Source organism: Pseudomonas asturiensis, assembly GCF_900143095.1.
In the GTDB taxonomy this organism is placed as follows: domain Bacteria; phylum Pseudomonadota; class Gammaproteobacteria; order Pseudomonadales; family Pseudomonadaceae; genus Aquipseudomonas; species Aquipseudomonas asturiensis.
Genome location: NZ_FRDA01000002.1, coordinates 31389 through 47931 on the forward strand (window position 1 = coordinate 31389; position 16543 = coordinate 47931).

19 protein-coding genes, 1 tRNA gene and 1 pseudogene are annotated in these 16543 nt (G+C 57.7%); 14 read left to right on the forward strand and 7 right to left on the reverse strand.

Annotated features, from left to right (window positions below; all coding sequences use genetic code 11):
* Window positions 1–97: 97 nt before the first annotated feature.
* From BUB69_RS03240 to BUB69_RS03250, 3 genes are all read left to right on the forward strand, one after another.
* The gene (locus tag BUB69_RS03240) at window positions 98–481 is read left to right on the forward strand and encodes a nuclear transport factor 2 family protein (RefSeq protein WP_073162312.1); all 384 of its coding nucleotides are present in this window, start codon (window positions 98–100) and stop codon (window positions 479–481) included.
* Window positions 482–526: 45 nt separating this feature from the next.
* The gene (locus BUB69_RS03245) at window positions 527–913 is read left to right on the forward strand and encodes a nuclear transport factor 2 family protein (RefSeq protein WP_073162314.1); all 387 of its coding nucleotides are present in this window, start codon (window positions 527–529) and stop codon (window positions 911–913) included.
* Between the two features lie 84 nt (window positions 914–997).
* Window positions 998–1447, forward strand: coding sequence for an SRPBCC family protein (locus tag BUB69_RS03250; protein WP_073162316.1), 450 nt, complete (start codon window positions 998–1000; stop codon window positions 1445–1447).
* Between the two features lie 115 nt (window positions 1448–1562).
* Here BUB69_RS03250 and BUB69_RS03255 read toward each other — a convergent pair whose 3' ends face one another.
* The 3 genes from BUB69_RS03255 to BUB69_RS03265 form a co-directional block, all read right to left on the reverse strand.
* Window positions 1563–2306 carry an SDR family oxidoreductase gene (locus BUB69_RS03255; protein WP_073162318.1) on the reverse strand — a complete coding sequence of 248 codons (744 nt, stop codon included), beginning with the start codon at window positions 2304–2306 and terminating at the stop codon, window positions 1563–1565.
* Window positions 2307–2380: 74 nt separating this feature from the next.
* Entirely contained in the window at window positions 2381–3484 is a 1104-nt protein-coding gene (locus tag BUB69_RS03260) for an alkene reductase (RefSeq protein WP_073162320.1), read from the reverse strand.
* Window positions 3485–3536: 52 nt separating this feature from the next.
* Complete coding sequence (locus BUB69_RS03265; RefSeq protein WP_073162322.1) at window positions 3537–4118, reverse strand: TetR/AcrR family transcriptional regulator; 582 nt, start codon at window positions 4116–4118, stop codon at window positions 3537–3539.
* A gap of 226 nt (window positions 4119–4344) precedes the next feature.
* On the opposite strand from BUB69_RS03265, the gene BUB69_RS03270 reads away from it, so the two are divergent.
* Window positions 4345–4974, forward strand: a complete 630-nt coding sequence (locus tag BUB69_RS03270) for a TetR/AcrR family transcriptional regulator (RefSeq protein WP_073162324.1) — start codon at window positions 4345–4347, stop codon at window positions 4972–4974.
* 152 nt (window positions 4975–5126) lie between these two features.
* Window positions 5127–5798: an SDR family oxidoreductase gene (locus tag BUB69_RS03275; RefSeq protein ID WP_073162326.1), complete on the forward strand. Its 672-nt coding sequence runs from the start codon at window positions 5127–5129 to the stop codon at window positions 5796–5798.
* 15 nt (window positions 5799–5813) lie between these two features.
* Here BUB69_RS03275 and BUB69_RS03280 read toward each other — a convergent pair whose 3' ends face one another.
* Window positions 5814–6395 carry a TetR/AcrR family transcriptional regulator gene (locus BUB69_RS03280; RefSeq protein WP_073162328.1) on the reverse strand — a complete coding sequence of 194 codons (582 nt, stop codon included), beginning with the start codon at window positions 6393–6395 and terminating at the stop codon, window positions 5814–5816.
* Here BUB69_RS03280 and BUB69_RS28790 point away from each other — a divergent pair.
* Together BUB69_RS28790 and BUB69_RS03285 are read left to right on the forward strand one after the other, a co-directional pair.
* Window positions 6330–6581: a hypothetical protein gene (locus BUB69_RS28790; RefSeq protein WP_175561643.1), complete on the forward strand. Its 252-nt coding sequence runs from the start codon at window positions 6330–6332 to the stop codon at window positions 6579–6581. The genes BUB69_RS03280 and BUB69_RS28790 overlap by 66 nt on opposite strands.
* A 35-nt stretch (window positions 6582–6616) precedes the next feature.
* Window positions 6617–7699, forward strand: coding sequence for an alpha/beta fold hydrolase (locus BUB69_RS03285; RefSeq protein WP_073162330.1), 1083 nt, complete (start codon window positions 6617–6619; stop codon window positions 7697–7699).
* A 52-nt stretch (window positions 7700–7751) separates the two neighbouring features.
* Here the strand turns inward: BUB69_RS03285 and BUB69_RS03290 are convergent, their stop codons facing one another.
* Window positions 7752–8849 carry an NADH:flavin oxidoreductase gene (locus BUB69_RS03290; RefSeq protein ID WP_073162333.1) on the reverse strand — a complete coding sequence of 366 codons (1098 nt, stop codon included), beginning with the start codon at window positions 8847–8849 and terminating at the stop codon, window positions 7752–7754.
* 123 nt (window positions 8850–8972) lie between these two features.
* On the opposite strand from BUB69_RS03290, the gene BUB69_RS03295 reads away from it, so the two are divergent.
* The 7 genes and pseudogenes from BUB69_RS03295 (at window position 8973) to BUB69_RS03325 (ending at window position 15731) form a co-directional block, all read left to right on the forward strand.
* Window positions 8973–9869: a LysR family transcriptional regulator gene (locus BUB69_RS03295; protein ID WP_073162336.1), complete on the forward strand. Its 897-nt coding sequence runs from the start codon at window positions 8973–8975 to the stop codon at window positions 9867–9869.
* Between the two features lie 132 nt (window positions 9870–10001).
* Complete coding sequence (locus BUB69_RS03300) at window positions 10002–10865, forward strand: LysR family transcriptional regulator (RefSeq protein WP_073162338.1); 864 nt, start codon at window positions 10002–10004, stop codon at window positions 10863–10865.
* Between the two features lie 183 nt (window positions 10866–11048).
* The gene (locus BUB69_RS03305) at window positions 11049–11474 is read left to right on the forward strand and encodes a VOC family protein (RefSeq protein ID WP_024685024.1); all 426 of its coding nucleotides are present in this window, start codon (window positions 11049–11051) and stop codon (window positions 11472–11474) included.
* A gap of 160 nt (window positions 11475–11634) precedes the next feature.
* Window positions 11635–12425, forward strand: a pseudogene (gene pxpB, locus BUB69_RS03310) (5-oxoprolinase subunit PxpB).
* Complete coding sequence (locus tag BUB69_RS03315) at window positions 12422–13363, forward strand: 5-oxoprolinase subunit C family protein (protein ID WP_073162340.1); 942 nt, start codon at window positions 12422–12424, stop codon at window positions 13361–13363. Before pxpB ends, BUB69_RS03315 begins: the two are co-directional and overlap by 4 nt.
* Window positions 13356–14144 (forward strand): 5-oxoprolinase subunit PxpA, encoded by a 789-nt coding sequence (locus BUB69_RS03320; RefSeq protein ID WP_073162342.1) that lies wholly within the window; start codon window positions 13356–13358, stop codon window positions 14142–14144. Before BUB69_RS03315 ends, BUB69_RS03320 begins: the two co-directional genes overlap by 8 nt.
* Window positions 14145–14384: 240 nt before the next feature.
* Complete coding sequence (locus BUB69_RS03325) at window positions 14385–15731, forward strand: MFS transporter (protein WP_175561644.1); 1347 nt, start codon at window positions 14385–14387, stop codon at window positions 15729–15731.
* A 104-nt stretch (window positions 15732–15835) separates the two neighbouring features.
* Here BUB69_RS03325 and BUB69_RS03330 read toward each other — a convergent pair.
* Window positions 15836–15911, reverse strand: a tRNA-Gly gene (locus tag BUB69_RS03330).
* A 66-nt stretch (window positions 15912–15977) separates the two neighbouring features.
* Entirely contained in the window at window positions 15978–16538 is a 561-nt protein-coding gene (gene pgsA, locus BUB69_RS03335; RefSeq protein WP_024688279.1) for a CDP-diacylglycerol--glycerol-3-phosphate 3-phosphatidyltransferase, read from the reverse strand.
* Window positions 16539–16543 lie beyond the last annotated feature (5 nt).

Here is a 16543-nt window from a genome sequence, read left to right on the forward strand (position 1 = left end):
CTTCGTTGCGTTCCGAACAAGCGCCATTGATCAGGCCTCCAGGCCGCTCAATGCAGCTGATTAACCTTTTATCTCTCACGACTCAAGGAGCCCCACCATGAGCAACCCTACTTACGTCGACGATTACACCGCCATTGTCGCGGTGCTGAACCAGTACAACGAAGGCGGCAAGCTAGCCAACAGCAGCATCATGAAACCGGCGTTCAGCAAACACGCCACGATCTTCGGGGTGGACGCTGACGGGCAATTGACCGGCGGCGCAATCCAGGGTCTGTTCGACACCATTGATAGCGCCTTCCGCCCTTCTCCAGAAGCCCGCGGTGCGATCGTCAATGTCGATATCGTCGGCACGGCGGCCAGCGCCCGTATCGACACCAACGATATCTCCGGCTTCTGCTTCACCGACTTTTTCAACCTGCTGAAGGTTGACGGCAAATGGACGGTGGTCAGCAAGATCTACCACACCCACGTAGCCCCGTAACTTACCGCCATTGATACGTGGCCGGCATTGGCCAGGAGTTTGATCATGAGTAAAAACATTAAAGCCGTACCAACACGGGACTACGACGCCGTTATTGCCGTTGCACAACAGTATGTGGACAGCCTGCGTGTCGGCAGCGCTGACGGACTGGCGCAGGCTTTTCACGAAGATGCCGTGATGTACGGTTTCACCAATGGCCAGTTACTGGGCGGTCCGATCGACAACTTGTTCGACTTTGTCCGGAAAAATGGCAATGCGCCGGATATCGTCACGCGGCTGGACGTGCTGGCGATTACACCGACCACTGCTGTGGTACGCGTGGACATGGAGAACGACGCCATTGGCGCCGACTACAACGACTACCTGACATTGATCAAAATCAGCGGCAGCTGGAAGGTCATCGCCAAGGTGTATCACCAATTCGAAGCTTGATCAGCGCGGCCACGAACATGAGCGCTGTTGTCATGGCGTGGCCCTGCCGGATCTGGAAACAACGCAGTTCAAAAGGAACGAAGCATGGCAAAGGTTGAATACCGGGCTTTGATTGACGGCAACGCGGATCGCGTCTGGAACGTACTCAAACGCTTTGGAAGCATCAGCCAATGGCACCCGGCGATTTCGCAGAGTTCCATTGAGGACAGCCAGCCCGACGGCCTGGTCGGCTGCATACGCCGGTTGACTTTGCAGGACGGCGCAGTCCTTCGCGAGAAGCTGTTATCGGTGGACGCGGTCGATCTGCAATTCTCTTACTGCTTTGTCGAGTCGCCGCTGCCCGTGGACAACTACATCGCCTCGGTGCGCCTGATCCCTCTGACAGGTGAAGACAGAACTGTCATTCTCTGGTCTGCAACGTTCGATACACGCGGACCCGATCCACAGGGGCAAATGAGCGCGTCCATAGAGTCGCTCATCATTGGCGGGCATGAAAGCCTTCAGCTTCACTTGAACCAGACCGCAGCCGTTTGACCGACGCCCTGCCCCGAGCCTGCGTCAGGCTCGGGGTTTACCGTTCTCTGCACAGTCCCCCCGGATGCAGAGCGTTAATGCTGCATCCGGGCTTGTGAGCTTCAGCAGATTCCAATTACCAGTCCTGACGGGTCGGCGAAATGATCAGGTCGTTGACCGTGACATTTTCTGGCTGATTCAGGGCATACACCACCGCTCGACCAATATCCTCCGGCGAGATCGCTATCTTGTTCAACGCTTGTGCTGCCTTACGCCCCGCAGGATCGGTCACTTTATCCGCCCAACCGGTGTTGATCACGCCGGGGCTGATCGTATTGACGCGAATACCGTGCTGTACGCCGAGCTCCTTGCGCATGGACTCGGTCATGGCCTGGACGAAGAACTTGGTGGCGCTGTAAATGCCCGCGGCAGGCCCCACCTGATGGCCGGCAACCGAATCCATGTTCAGGATCTGACCCGACTTCTGCTCCAACATGAACGGCAGCACTGCCGCGATACCATGCAGATAACCTTTGATGTTCACGTTGACCATCTTTTCCCAATCGTCGGTGGCCAGATCAACCCAGTTGGAAAACAGCATCAAACCTGCATTGTTGATCAGGATATCGACGGAGCCGAACGAGTCATGAGCGAACTTCGCCAGCGCTTTCATATCGTCGGGGTTGGTGACGTCACTGACGCGACCTGCCGCCTCACCGCCATTGGCATGCAACTCGCTGACGATAGTATCCAGACCTTGCTGGTCCAGTGCGGCAGCGATGATTCGCACACCATTGGCAGCCAACGCACGAGCCGAAGCCGCGCCCAGGCCGGACGATGCGCCAGTGATGATTGCGGTTTTACCTTGTAGATAGTTCATGAATGTTCCTCTGAACAGTGACTGCCCAAACGGCTCGGGCAGTCATTTGGATGATCGCGGATGCTCGCCCTGCCTTAATAATTGCCGGCAGGCCAGTCGATGTAGCCTTTCGCGCCGCCACCGTAATAAGCCTCACGGGGCGCGATGGTGAGTTCGGCACCTCTGCGCAGGCGCTCGACCAGATCCGGGTTGGAGATAAACAGACGGCCAAACGCAACCGCATCGATCCGGCCTTGTGCGCGGCGCTCGATGGCCATTTCCAGGTCGTAGTTGTTGTTGCCAATGAAGGGGCCGTTGAACTGCGCACTCAGGGCGTCCATGTCCACGCCTGCTGGCACTTCACGTGAGGTAGCGGTGGCGCCTTCAACGAAATGCAGGTATGCCAGATCGAAGGTGTTCAACTGCTGGATCAGGTAGCCATACATGGCCATGACGTTGCTGTCGGGGGGCGTGTTGCCCGCATCAGGCGTGACAGGCGACAAGCGGATACCCACACGGTCGTTGCCCCAGATTTTGACGATTGCCTGGGTGACTTCGAGCGTCAGACGCGCACGGTTTTCGATCGAGCCGCCGTACTGATCGGTGCGCCGATTGGTCGAGTCACGCAGAAACTGATCCAGCAGGTAGCTGTTGGCGGAGTGGACCTCGACCCCGTCAAAGCCTGCACGTTTGGCATTCTCGGCAGCGCGTTTGTACTGTTCGATGATTTCTGGAATCTCGTCAGTTTCGAGCGCCCGAGGCATCGACACAGGTACGAAACCGTTCACGGTGTAGGTGTCACCTTCGGCCTTGATGGCAGAAGGTGCGACCGGCGCTGCACCGCCTGGTTGAAGTTCGACGCTGGAAAACCGCCCCACATGCCAGAGCTGGCTGACGATTTTGCCACCGGCCGCATGCACGGCGTCGGTCACTTTCTTCCAGCCGGCCACCTGCTCGTCACTCCAGATCCCGGGTGTTGCGGCGTAACCGCGGCCCTGGGGCGAGATGTTGGTGGCTTCGGCGACGATCAACCCTGCCGTCGCGCGTTGGGCGTAATACTCGGCGTGCATCTCGTTCGGAATGCCATCCTCCGCGTAACGGCTACGGGTGACCGGAGCCATCAGAATACGATTGGCAAGGTTAATGGCCCCCAGAGTGATGGGGGTGAACAGGTCTGTACGTGTGGCGTTGTCTGTCATGGTGAACCTCATTGAATAGACCGGTCGTCTACATAACCGGCAAAAAAAATCGCTACGACAAAAGCCGTTTTGCCAGCGTCAGGGTGTTTGCAAATACATCATCTCGCTTGCCGATTTTCATCATCAGCGAAGCGCCTAGCCAGAGTTGATAAAGCGCCTGAGCAAGCATTGAGCTCGCCAGCGGTGTAGTGATCGAGCCATCCACGCGACCCTGCTCGATGCAGCGCTCCAGTTTTGAGTGGATGGCCTGGGTGCCCCTGTCGAGCACCCGGCGCATCGGCTCGGAGAGATCGCACACTTCCGCACCCAGTTTGACGACCAGGCACTTGTCCATGGGCGAGTCCGAGCATTGGGTGTGTGCCCAATAACCGAAGTAGTCCAGCAATCGTTCAGCCGCCGGTGCGGGCCCGCTCAACAGGCCGTCGACCGTTGACAGGTACTCGGAAAAATACCGCTCCAGCAGGGCTTGGCCGAATGCTTCCTTGGATTTGAAGTAATAGTAAAACGAGCCCTTCGGCACTTGCGCGGCTGCCACCACTTCGGCAAGACCTACGCTGGTGTAGCCTTTATGGGTCATTAGTTGCCTGGCCACATCCAGAATGTGCTGGCGGATTTCAGAAGACTGTTTATTCATAATGCCGTCACCCCAAACAACAATAGACCGGTCGTCTACTAACTTTTAGTGCCTCTGACCAACGGCCTCCATCACGCGAAGAACGCATCGATTCAGCAAGACAACAGACGATCTGCAGGGATCCGCCGATGAGGCCTGGCAAACAGGCCACTCAATTTGTGTATCATCAGGACTGAAATATTTCAGCCATGCCCGCCTGGCAATACGTTTTAAGGTATCTCCCTGAATGACAGATTCCACCCCACTTTCTGCACCTCGCGGCAAGGGACGCCCCCGAGCGTTTGATCGCGATCAGGCATTGCTGCATGCCTTGGCAGTGTTCTGGAAACGTGGATACGAGCCCGCTTCCGTTGCCGAACTCTGTACGGCAATGGGCATCAAGCCTCCCAGCCTGTATGCGGCATTTGGCAACAAGGCAACGTTGTTTCTGGAAGCCGTCGCTCACTACGAAACCCTGTTTTGGGACGCCACATGGGAACGCATGAACGACGAACCGGACGTGGTACGCGCCATCGGTGAGTTCTTCCACTCCTCCGCCTCCATCCTCACCGAGCCTGAAGCGCCTTGCGGATGCATGGTCGTCCTCGCCGCCGTCAACGTGTCGCAGGACGCCGGAGAAGTTACGGCTGCACTCAAGGCCTTGCGTCAAGAAGGCCGTGATTACCTGCAGCAGCGCCTTGATCGGGCGGTCGAGGACGGACAGCTGAAACCGCATACCAACACCCGCCTGCTTGCCTCCGCGCTCAATACGCTGCTTGAGGGTATGTCGTTACAAGCCCAGGATGCTGCCAGCCGCGAGGATCTGCAGGCCATCGGCGCGACTGCCATCTCGATGCTTACCCCCTCCCTGAAATAACAGTTTGAGCGTCGCCAGACCTCGACCCGCCATGCGCTTGACACATTCTGTAGTGATCAATATAGAATAAAGACAAACTGGCGCTCGTCAAGAGCGCCCTGCATCTGCGTGATGCGGACCATCCGTGACACATTGCTTGATCTGGAGGAGCCATGAATTCGGTTTTTATCGTGGGCGGCTCGGGGAAAATCGCCCGCCGACTCGCTCAGCAACTTGTTGAACGAGGCCACCATGTGCGTTCACTTCACCGTCATGCCGAGCAGGCAGAAGCATTGAACGCCCTGGGTGCCAGTCCCGCTGCTGGTGACCTGCTCAAGCTTGATGCCAAGGCACTCGCGACGCTCATGGACGGCAGCGACACCGTTGTGTTCGCTGCCGGTGCAGGCGGCAAAGGCGGAGCGCAGATGACCAATGCCATTGATGGACGCGGGCTGGAATTGTCTGTGGCTGCGGCCCAGTTTGCCGGCATCAAGCGGTTTATTCTGGTATCAGCGTTTCCGGAAGCGTCGCGGGGCAAAACCATTTCAGAAACGTTCGAAAACTACATGGCCGTCAAGAAAGCCGCAGACGTGCATCTGGCCGCAACCACGCTTGACTGGGTCATTCTGCGGCCCGGGACGCTGGTGGATTCGGCTGGCACCGGCAAGGTTCAGGCAGGTCTCGCCATCGCCTATGGCGACGTCCCTCGCGACGACGTGGCAGCCGCTTTGTTGCAGATCATCGAGAAGCCTGCGGTGAATCGCGTGATCATCGAATTGACCCAGGGCGAGACACCTGTCGATCAAGCGATCCAGGCGATCGCTCGGGACTGTCCTCAGGCATGAGCCAGGCGCTGGGCGTCAGGACAAAAGCCGCCGGCTCATCGCCAGTGCAGCATCGAACGGTTCACGCGTTCTATTGACCTTGACCAGCAAGGAAGCGCCCAGCCACATCTGATAGAGCGCTTCGGCGAGTATCGATGCGTCGAGGGACGACTCGATGGACCCGTCCTCCTTGCCCTGCTCGACACAGCGCGTTATGCGCTCAACGATCAGGGCTGTTCCTTTCTCAAGCACCACGCGCATGGTTTCGGACAGATCGCAGACCTCCGCGCCCAGTTTGACCACCAGACATTTTTGATCGGTGTGATCAAACGCCTGCGTCTCGGCCCAGTAGAGCAGATAGTTGAGCAGGCGCTCGGCTCCATTGCCGGAACCGGCCAACTGCTGATCGACCCGCGTGAGGTACTCCTGAAAGTACTCTGAAAGCAGCGCCTGGCCGAATTCATCCTTGGAGCGGAAATAGTGATAAAACGACCCTTTGGGTACACCTGCGGCGGCGAGCAACTCGGTAAGGCCGACAGCGGTGTAACCCTTTTGGGTCATGAGCGATCTGGCGACATCAATGATGTGCTGACGCATATCCTGGGCGGGTTTCTTCATAGTGCGGGCGATGCTAGCAAAAAAACACATGAGCGTCAGTCTGACAAATCGGCGGCTCAGACCCTGACTGCTCTATCGGCAGTCGCAAAAAAGCCTCTCGATGCGCCAGCAATGTTAACTATTGTTAATGAAAAAACCACTTCACAAAATCAGATCACCAGAGGATTATCCTTCCTGCACGCGTAACGCCCTGACAATAAAAATCAAACAGGATACCTCTCATGCAGCGCTCTACGTCCCGGCCCGCCACTGGGCTGCTGTTTCTCTCGCTTTGTATCTCTTGCGCCCTCAACGCAGCGCCCCTGCCGCCCGCGACTGAAGGTGACTGGGTCGCCCCCGAATTCACCTTTCACACGGGGGAAAAACTCGCCAACCTGAAGCTGCACTACACCACTCTTGGTGACCCGAAGAATCCCGCGATCCTCTTTCTGCACGGTACTTACCGCCCCGGCAGCGACATTCTGAGCAAGGACTTCGGTGGTGAGCTGTTTGGCGAAGGCCAGCCACTGAGCGCGAGCAAGTACTACATCATCTCGACCGATGGCATCGGCGTGGGTCAGTCGACCAAACCCTCGGACGGCCTGCGCGCCAGTTTCCCGAAGTACAACTACGCCGACATGGTTCAGGCTCAGTACCGACTCGTGACCGAAGGACTGGGCGTGAAACACCTTCGGCTGATCATCGGCAACTCCATGGGCGGCATGCAGACCTGGATGTGGGGGCAAACCTGGCCGCAGATGATGGATGCGCTCGTGCCGATGGCCTCGCAACCCACTGAAATGTCCTCACGCAACTGGATGATGCGCCGACTGCTGGTGGAGTCGATCAAGCAGGATCCGGCCTGGAACAATGGCAATTACACCGTCCAGCCGCCTTCGCTGAGCCTGGCGAATGCGATGTTTAGCATCGGGACCAGCGGCGGCAGCCTGGCTTATCAAGCAATGGCTCCGACCCGTGCATTGGCGGATAAATTCGTGGAGGATCGGCTGAACACGCCACAAACATCAGACGCCAATGACTTCATCTACCAGTGGCAGTCGTCTGCCGACTACGACGCGGCGAAGGGATTGGACAAGATCCAGGCACCGGTGCTGGCCATCAACTCGGCGGACGACGAACGCAATCCACCTGAGACCGGGCTACTGGAGGCCTCGCTGCGGAAGGTTAAAAACGCCAGGTTGCTGTTGATCCCTGCCAGTACCGAGACCCGCGGCCACGGCACAACCAGCATGGCGAAGTTTTACAGCAAGGAATTGGGGCAGTTCATGCAACAGACTGAAAAGCCTCCGCACACCGGCAGTTGAGCAACTGATTGCGCAGGGGCCGAACCCCTGCGTTTCCGGCACTGAAATATGCCTAGCCCAGCTCGCTGTCCTTGATATCCGCAATCGGGCCAAGGAGCGACGGATCGAAATCATTGAGTGCACGGCGTTCCGGGAGCCGTTGTGCAAGGTCCGGGTTGGCCAGGGCAGCCTTGCCCACTGCGATGAGGTTCGCCCCACTCTCAATGGCCTGTTCGGCCCTCTTCTCGTCGTGCAGACCACCATTGGCTATCAACGTAACCTCAGGCGCATAACGACGGGCCAGCGTGACCAGGCTGGCATCATTGCCGACAAACGCTGGCTGCCAGGCCTCGTACTCGGTGACATGTATGAAATCGACGCCTGCATCAGCCAGGCTACCGAAGACAACCTCCGCGCCCTGCTCGCCCTCAGCCCACTTGTGCTGAAAATCATTGACCTTGCCTTGCGAAATACGCACACCTACAGGCGCACTGCCGACGACTTTTTTCACCTCGGCGACAACCTCAAGGGTCAGGCCAAGGCGCTGACGGATATCGCCACCCCAACGATCTGTACGCTGATTGGTATAGTCCGTGAGGAACTGATCCAGTAAATAGCCGTTGGCGCCGTGGATCTCGATGCCGTCAAAACCTGCCGTTGTGACGGCCCGCTTCGCCGCTTGGGCAAATCCCGCAATGGCGTCCGCAATGTCCTCATCACTCATGGCCCGAGGAATACGGTATTGGCCCTCACCCCGATAAAACGCCATCTGCTCACCCTTGGGACGAACGCTCGACGGGCCTGCACAGTCATCGACGAACCGGTTCGCCTGGCTAAGCGCGCCAGCATGCATGATCTGCGCGATGACAGCGGTGCCATGCCGGTGAACGGCATCTACGACAGGCCGCCAGGCCAGCGCCTGCTGCTCGTCGGTGATACCCGGCTGAAACCGATAGCCCTGAGAAAACAGTCGATCGGTGTAGATGCCCTCGGTGATCACCAACCCGAAGCCGCCCTTGGCGAATCGCTCGTAATATCGCGCCATGGTGTCGGTGGCACTTCCGGTCTCGGTGGCGCTGACGCGCGTCATGGGGGCCAGCGCAAAGCGATTCTTCAACCGCAGATGTTTCATATCGAACGGCGTTACAATACGCGGGCCTGTCGCGTTCATTCTTCATTTCCTCTACGTTGGCTTTTTGCACGAATTGATTGGGCAAGGGGCACCATAAGCACTCATACAGGCCAGTAGAAGACGAAATTTCGATAAGGCGCCTTAACGAAAACGGATAGAGTCATGCAGATCCCGGAAATAGAAGTCTTCATCGGTATCGCCGCCAGCGGCAGTTTGTCTGAAGCAGCGCGGCGGCTTGGATTGTCCGCCATGACGGTCTCGAGAAGGCTCGCGTCGCTGGAAAGCGATCTGGGCGTACGACTGGTGCATCGCACAACCCGCTCGGTGTCACTCACGCCTGAAGGTGAGGTATTTCTGCCTCACGCCAGGACGATGCTCAAGGCGAGCGAAACGGCCCGCGCGACGCTGAAAACCGATACGCGCAGCGCGGGCGGAACGCTGCGTGTAACGGCTCCAACGGTGTTTGGCCAGACGGTCATCATGCCCCTGCTCCCCGCATTGCTCGCCAGCAACCCAACCCTCAGTATCGACCTTACGCTGTCGGACAGCATCGTCGACATTGCCGGGCTTGGTATCGATGTCGCGATTCGCATCGCCACGCTGCGCGACTCGGCACTGGTGGCAAGAACGCTGGCTCCCAACCCGCGCGTGGTCTGCGCAAGCCCTGATTACCTGGCGCGATTCGGTACGCCCGAAACGCTTGATCAGCTCAGGCATCATCAATGCATTGTGCTGCACGCAATGCCCTGCTGGACGTTCTCGAAAGGTGGTGACCCCCTGAGCGTTCGAGTCCATGGGTCATTTTCGGCCAACAGCGTCGAGGCGGTGCGTACTGCAAGCCGACAGGGCCTGGGACTGGCCATGCTGACGTACTGGGATATTCGCAGCGAGCTTGCGCAAGGCGTTCTCAAATTGGTGGAACTGAACGATGCCGTCCCCGAGCAACTGTCCATCACCGCTGTGCTTCCAACACGCCAGCAAGTTCCTCACAGAGTCCGGGTGTTCGTTGAGCATCTGGAAACCGAGCTCAACAAGGAGCAGAGCCTTATGCAGACCTGACCGACAAGCAGATCGACCAGGCTTGCCCTTTTCAGCACACCTCCAGTAGCCCATCGGCCTGACGTGCTGTTGGTTAAACGCGCGAAAATCACTACCCTCTCCACGCATCCCCCTATTGGAACCCAGGCTGACATGATCAGAGAGTTGAAAACCTTCATCTGTGTGGCGCAACGGGGCACCTTTGCTGCGGCTGGGCAGCAGGTCGGCCTGACCCAATCTGCCGTCAGCGCCCAGATCAAAAGCCTCGAAGACACGTTGGGCGTCAAACTCTTTGATCGGACCGGCCGGTCCGCCACACTCAATTCAGCCGGGCAGCGGGCGATCCCGCTGGCTGAAGAAATCCTGCAGATCTTTGGTCGGATGGGTGCGGCTGACAGCGGCAACGACTTTCACGGGGCGCTACGCATCGGGGCCATCGGCACGGTCCAGACCGGCATTCTGCCCCAGGCGCTGGTTGCCCTGAAGTCGCAGGCACCGTTCATTGAAACCAACCTGGTGCCCGGAGTCTCTCTGAACCTGCTCAGCCAGGTGGATGCGGGTGAACTGGATCTGGCCATCATGATCAAGCCACCATTCTCACTTCCCAAAGACCTGCACGCCGAGGTCATCGCCCGCGAGGCCTTCGTGTTGATCACATCCTGGGACGTAAAGGGTGACGATCCGCTGACTATCCTCACCCAGCAACCCTTTGTGCGCTATGACCGAGGGTCGTTTGGCGGGCGGCTGGTGACGCAGTTTCTCAAGCAGCACAAACTGCATGTTCAACAGGCGCTGGAACTCGATGAGCTGGATGCGATTGTAAAAATGGTACGCAGCGGTCTGGGTGTTTCGCTGGTGCCAAAAGCCGGTTTGTGGCTTGAACACATGGCAGACGTCAGAGTGGTGGAGCTGGGCAAACTGACGTTCTTCAGAGAGATCGTGCTGATCTCGAAATACCGCCAGAAACATTCGCCGCTGTTCAACATTTTCAGGGCTTGCGTGCTGGATGCTGTTTGAGCCCGCACGTCTGCACGCTAATGAGCCACACGGGTGCGATACGAACAATTATGGTGCGAAACAACCAAAAATCGGCTTGAGCATCGAAATTATTCGTGCTCAGAACACAGATTCTCCGCTTTTCCCGAAGGGCTTTCCGGATAAGAATTGATTCAGACCAACACAAATCAATAGGAAATCACCGTGAGCCTCTCCCCCTTCCATCTCGCAATACCTGTCTATGACCTGGCGGCCGCTCGTCACTTCTACGGTGATGTGTTCGGCCTCTCCGAAGGCCGCTCAAGTGAGCAATGGGTAGACTTCGATTTCTACGGCCATCAACTGGTCATTCATGAGCATCCAAAAACCGCGTCGCAAGAATCCGTACACTCCAACGCCGTCGACGGTCACGATGTTCCTGTTCCACATTTCGGCATCATCCTGCACTGGCCCGAATGGGAAGCCCTGGCCGAGCGACTGAAGGCGCGTGACACTCAATTTGTCATCGAACCCTACGTGCGCTTCAAGGGCCAGGTCGGCGAGCAGGCGACGATGTTCCTGTTCGACCCGTGCGGTAACGCACTGGAGTTCAAAGCGTTCAAGGACATGAGCCAATTGTTCGCCAAGTGATGCCCCATTCAGGCGACCGTCGCCGGTAGAGCGACGGCGCACTTTCAAGCCGTGAAGCCTTCGTGATGCGCAGGATCAGGATCAAAGCATACGCTTTGTCTGTCTTGGCGCAGGCGTGTGGCCGATGCTTACGCCCTGCCGCATGAGGATAGAGACCACGATGTCCGACCACAGCGCCGACAGCCCCCCGATACAGTCCGTGGCTTATCACCCCGACGAAACCCTTGCTCCATTTCAGTTCGAGCCCTGCGGGGATCGTTGCGTGATCCTGGTTTTCGGCAGCGTTTTTTCGCTGGATCTCAATCGTCAAGCTGCATCGGTGGGCAGTCGTTTACGCGATCTGGCCGCACAGGGCTTGCTGCCAGGTGTGACAGATGTTGTCTCTGCGATGGTGACGGTGGGCGTTCATTACGCTCCCGAGCAGGTCGCCACGTTGCACCCCGATGTTTCGCCTTACGCGTCAATGTGTACGCTGATCAGTCAGGGCCTGAAAGCGTCGCAGCACACGGCCGGGCAAAACGGCTCTTTTATCGAGATTCCCGTGTGTTACGCACCCGAATACGCTCCCGATCTTGAGGACATCGCACGCGCCTGCCTGATCACTGTCGACGAGGTGATTGCGGCTCACTCCGCGCAATGGCTGGACGTACTGATGGTGGGCTCGCGCCGGGCCATCCTTATATAGGCATGCATGACAGCGCGCTGTCGCTGCCTCGCAAGGCAACACCACGCACGCGGGTCCCACAGGGCAGCGTGGGTATCGCCAACCGGCAAAGCGTCATCTATCCCGCGGATCTTCCCGGCGGCTGGAACCTGATAGGCCGCACGCCTTTACACCTGTTCTCGCCTGCCGCTGAACCGCCCTGCCTGTTGAAAGGCGGCGACAAGATTCGATTTGTACCTATTACCCACCACGAGTTTGAACAGCTGGCCCGGGGGAACGCGAAATGACAATCAAGGTCATCAAACCCGGCATGCTCTCCACCTTCCAGGACACCGGACGACACGGTTTCCAGCATTGGGGCGTGCCCGTAACGGGCGTGATGGACGAAGATGCACATGCGCTGTGCAACTTCCTGGTCGGTAACCCGCGCACGTTCAGCACCCTGGAAATAACCCTCTTGGGTCCGACCTTGCAGTTTCAGGCCAAAGCGGTCATCGCGCTTGCCGGCGCAGACCTGGGTGCCGAACTGGATGCTGTTCCGCTTAAACCAGGCGTGCCGGTCAGGGTCCACCCGGGGAGCGTTTTAAGCTTTGGCGCACGGCGACACGGCGCACGAAGTTATCTGGCGGTGGCCGGTGGTTTTTTGCTGCAGCCGCTGATGAACAGCTCCAGCACCTACTCGCGCGGTGGGTTCGGCGGATTGCGAGGTCGGGCACTGCAAACAGGTGACCTGATCCCTATCTGCTCATCGTTCGCCAATCCGGTTCGCACCAGCGCCATCCCCCGCATCGGCCTGTACGAGAACGTCGCCTGCGACCCCATTAGAGTGGTCGCAGGGCGAGAATGGAAAGACTTTACCGCTCGCTCCCAGGAGGACTTTCTGAGCGGCGAGTACACGCTGACCGGCGACTCGGATCGCATGGGCTACCGGCTCGACGGTACCTCGTTGGCGCTGTCTGCACACAAGGAGATGCTCTCTGAAAGCGTCGCGTTTGGCACTGTCCAGGTGCCTCCCAGCGGTCAACCGCTGGTCCTGATGGCAGACCGACAAACGACCGGCGGATACCCCAGGATTGCGCAGGTGGTCAGCGTTGACTTGCCTTTGCTGGCGCAGTTGCTGCCCGGCGACAAGATCCGGTTTTCTATGATCGATCTGAAAATGGCTGAAGACTTGCTGTTGGCTCGGGCTCGTACACTCAACGCAATGGAGGTGTTCAATGCCTGAGATTGATTTCAACAGTGACTTGGGTGAAGGCTTCAGCATTTATCGCGCAGGTGACGACCAGGCCATTCTTCCTCACCTCACTTCCGCCAACATTGCGTGCGGCTTTCATGCGGGTGATTCACGCACCATGCGTGCCACAGTCGCGCTGGCGGCGACCCTGGGCGTAGCGGTGGGTGCACATCCGGGATTCGATGATCTACAAGGCTTCGGTCGTCGCAGGATGACACTGTCGGCGGACGAAGTGTATGAGCTTGTTGTTTATCAGGTCGGCGCTTTATCGGGTTTCACCGCAGCGGCCAACATTGAACTGCGTCACGTCAAACCGCATGGCGCACTTTATAACCTGGCGGCTATACACCCGCAAACTGCCGACGCGATCTGCAGCGCAATCAAGGACATCAATCCAGCGCTGATGCTGTTCGGCTTGTCGGGAAGTGCGCTGGTGACGGCGGGCGAAAAACAGGGTTTGAAAGTGGTAAAGGAAGTATTCGCCGACCGCAGTTATCAGGAGGACGGAACACTGACACCCCGTGGCAAACCCGGTGCGATGATCGAAAGCGTCCATGAAGCTATCGATCAAGTCCTGAACATGATCCACCTGGGCGAAGTACGCACGCTGCAAGGCGTCTGGACTCCCGTGAAAGCGCACACCCTGTGCATTCATGGTGATCAGCCGGGTGCTGTGGCGTTTGCCAGCGCGATTCGGCAAGCGCTCATCCGTGAAGGCGTCATCCTCAAGAGACCTGAGTATCGGGATCACCGTGAACAACTGCCCGGTTAATCAACTTACACACTGCTCACCACAATAAAAAAAGGAAAACAACATGCCTTGTGAATCAACCCTCACGCTTTGACTGCCGAGCTTAAAACCTCGTCCGAACACTGACTCATCGAGTACGCATTATGTCGACGGCTTAAAGCCTGGATAAACGGTGCACGGTCGGTTTTCGGTACGAAACTTTTAAGGCAGAACACTCTGCCGCACAACTCATTTGGCCCCAGGCCAGAGCGGAAGGTATTTATGTCTCGTGCTCTTTCTGAAATAACGAACGCCACCGACAGTGACGTCGCCGTGCAAACGACTGCCGATGTCACCCCATCAGCCGTTATTGCCAAACGTGCCGCAATGGCGTCTGCCACCGGCACGGCCGTTGAATATTACGAGTTCAGTATCTACGGCTACATGGCGACGATTATCGCGCCGTTGTTCTTTCCCGGTGACAACCCTGCCGCCGCCCTGCTCGCCACGTTGGCGGTTTTTGGCATCGCGTTCGTTATACGTCCGATTGGCGGCGTGCTGCTTGGCCGCCTTGCCGACCGGATCGGCAGGCGCAGGGTTCTGCTCAGCACCGTAATCGGTATGGGTACTGCGACAGCGCTGATTGGCGTGTTGCCCACCACTGCTCAGATTGGCCTGGCGGCACCTGTTCTGCTGGTGCTGCTGCGCCTGTCACAAGGTTTCTTCGCAGGTGGCGAGGTGGTGGGCGCTGCTGCCTTTGTGGCTGAGTCGTCCCCCAACGGCCGACGCGGCTTCTTTGGTTCATTTACCCCGCTTGGGGTTGCAGTGGGTGGTGCTACAGGCGCAATCGTCTGCGGTATCACGACCGGGCTTCTTAGCACCGAACAGCTGCAGGCGTGGGGATGGCGCATTCCGTTTTTCCTGTCCATCCCGTTGGTTCTGTTTTCGTTTTACATGCGCCATAACGTTGAAGAAACACCTGAATTCAAGGCTTTCCTGGCCAAGGAAAAGCCTCCGGTGGCCCCGGTAAAAGAAGTCTTCAGCAAGAACCTGCCGTCGCTGCTGCGGGTCATCGTGTTCGCGTCTGCACAGAATGCCGGGTACTTCATCGGGATGGTCTTCATGAACATCTACCTCACGACGTACCTGCATTTCGATAAGTCAAAAGTCTATTGGGTGATTGCGGTCATCAGTCTGTGCATGGCCGCCATGATGCCTTTCTGGGGCGGGTTGTCAGACCGCATTGGGCGCAAGAAAGCGCTAAGCATCGGCTTTTCAGGTTACGCCGTACTGGTCATTCCCATGATGGTACTCATGGACAGCGGCAGTCTGTGGATCGCCGCACTGGCGATGTTTGTCGCCACATTGCCCATGCCAGTCGTGCAATCCGTTGGCTATCCGACGTATGCAGAGCAATTTCCGACACGTGTGCGCTACACCGCCATGGCGATCAGCATCAACCTGGGCGCCATCCTCGGTGGGGGAATCACGCCCTACGTGGTGACCGCCATTATCACCAAGACCGGAAACCTGCTGGTACCGGGTTATTTCATGGCGGGCGCTGCAGTCTGCGCGCTGTTGGCAATCCTGACCTTGCGTGAGACCTCTAAAGGCGACCTGCTCAGGTAGATCGACATTACAACTCGCTCGCAACGGCAATGCCCCTCACAGCCTCCGGATCAAAAATCGCAGGCAAAAAAAAGCCACTCGGTAGAGTGGCTTTTTCTTTAATCTGGAGCGGGAAACGAGACTCGAACTCGCGACCCCGACCTTGGCAAGGTCGTGCTCTACCAACTGAGCTATTCCCGCATTGTCGTGTTGACGGGCGCCATTCTAGCGCCTCAAAGTTTTACGTCAAGCCCTTGATTCGAAAACTTATTTTTTTTCTGCCGTTGTCTTGAGATGCGGCCAGGCGGCTCTCAGGTATTGCACCATCGACCACAACGTCAACCCCGCCGCAATCAACAACAACGCGTACCCCAGAATGACCCAAAATGTGATCGCCGGAGGATTGCCCAGCAGGATAACCAGCGCCAGCATCTGTGCCGCGGTTTTCCATTTGCCCATGCTGGACACTGCCACCTGAGCCCTGGCTCCGATTTCGGCCATCCATTCGCGCAGGGCCGAGATCACGATCTCGCGCCCGATGATCACTGCTGCGGGCAGCGTCAGCCAGAGGTTGGCGTGCGCCTGCACCAACAAAACCAGTGCGACAGCCACCATAAGTTTGTCGGCCACAGGGTCGAGAAACGCACCAAAAGGCGTACTTTGTTCCAGACGACGCGCCAGATATCCATCGAGCCAGTCAGTGGCCGCCGCAAAGGCGAACACCGCGCTGGCTGCCATGTAGCTCCAGTGATAAGGCATGTAAAACAACAGAATGAAGATCGGAATCAGTAAAACGCGTAGTACGGTAATCAGATTAGGGATATTCATCGGCA

What these genes read in the sequence shown, in the direction of transcription:
- BUB69_RS03240 (WP_073162312.1), top strand. Translation starts at nt 98, where the DNA reads ATGAGCAACCCTACTTACGTCGACGATTACACCGCCATTGTCGCGGTG.
- BUB69_RS03245 (WP_073162314.1), top strand. Translation starts at nt 527, where the DNA reads ATGAGTAAAAACATTAAAGCCGTACCAACACGGGACTACGACGCCGTT.
- BUB69_RS03250 (WP_073162316.1), top strand. Translation starts at nt 998, where the DNA reads ATGGCAAAGGTTGAATACCGGGCTTTGATTGACGGCAACGCGGATCGC.
- BUB69_RS03255 (WP_073162318.1), bottom strand. Translation starts at nt 2,306, where the DNA reads ATGAACTATCTACAAGGTAAAACCGCAATCATCACTGGCGCATCGTCC.
- BUB69_RS03260 (WP_073162320.1), bottom strand. Translation starts at nt 3,484, where the DNA reads ATGACAGACAACGCCACACGTACAGACCTGTTCACCCCCATCACTCTG.
- BUB69_RS03265 (WP_073162322.1), bottom strand. Translation starts at nt 4,118, where the DNA reads ATGAATAAACAGTCTTCTGAAATCCGCCAGCACATTCTGGATGTGGCC.
- BUB69_RS03270 (WP_073162324.1), top strand. Translation starts at nt 4,345, where the DNA reads ATGACAGATTCCACCCCACTTTCTGCACCTCGCGGCAAGGGACGCCCC.
- BUB69_RS03275 (WP_073162326.1), top strand. Translation starts at nt 5,127, where the DNA reads ATGAATTCGGTTTTTATCGTGGGCGGCTCGGGGAAAATCGCCCGCCGA.
- BUB69_RS03280 (WP_073162328.1), bottom strand. Translation starts at nt 6,395, where the DNA reads ATGAAGAAACCCGCCCAGGATATGCGTCAGCACATCATTGATGTCGCC.
- BUB69_RS03285 (WP_073162330.1), top strand. Translation starts at nt 6,617, where the DNA reads ATGCAGCGCTCTACGTCCCGGCCCGCCACTGGGCTGCTGTTTCTCTCG.
- BUB69_RS03290 (WP_073162333.1), bottom strand. Translation starts at nt 8,849, where the DNA reads ATGAACGCGACAGGCCCGCGTATTGTAACGCCGTTCGATATGAAACAT.
- BUB69_RS03295 (WP_073162336.1), top strand. Translation starts at nt 8,973, where the DNA reads ATGCAGATCCCGGAAATAGAAGTCTTCATCGGTATCGCCGCCAGCGGC.
- BUB69_RS03300 (WP_073162338.1), top strand. Translation starts at nt 10,002, where the DNA reads ATGATCAGAGAGTTGAAAACCTTCATCTGTGTGGCGCAACGGGGCACC.
- BUB69_RS03315 (WP_073162340.1), top strand. Translation starts at nt 12,422, where the DNA reads ATGACAATCAAGGTCATCAAACCCGGCATGCTCTCCACCTTCCAGGAC.
- BUB69_RS03320 (WP_073162342.1), top strand. Translation starts at nt 13,356, where the DNA reads ATGCCTGAGATTGATTTCAACAGTGACTTGGGTGAAGGCTTCAGCATT.
- BUB69_RS03325 (WP_175561644.1), top strand. Translation starts at nt 14,385, where the DNA reads ATGTCTCGTGCTCTTTCTGAAATAACGAACGCCACCGACAGTGACGTC.
- pgsA (WP_024688279.1), bottom strand. Translation starts at nt 16,538, where the DNA reads ATGAATATCCCTAATCTGATTACCGTACTACGCGTTTTACTGATTCCG.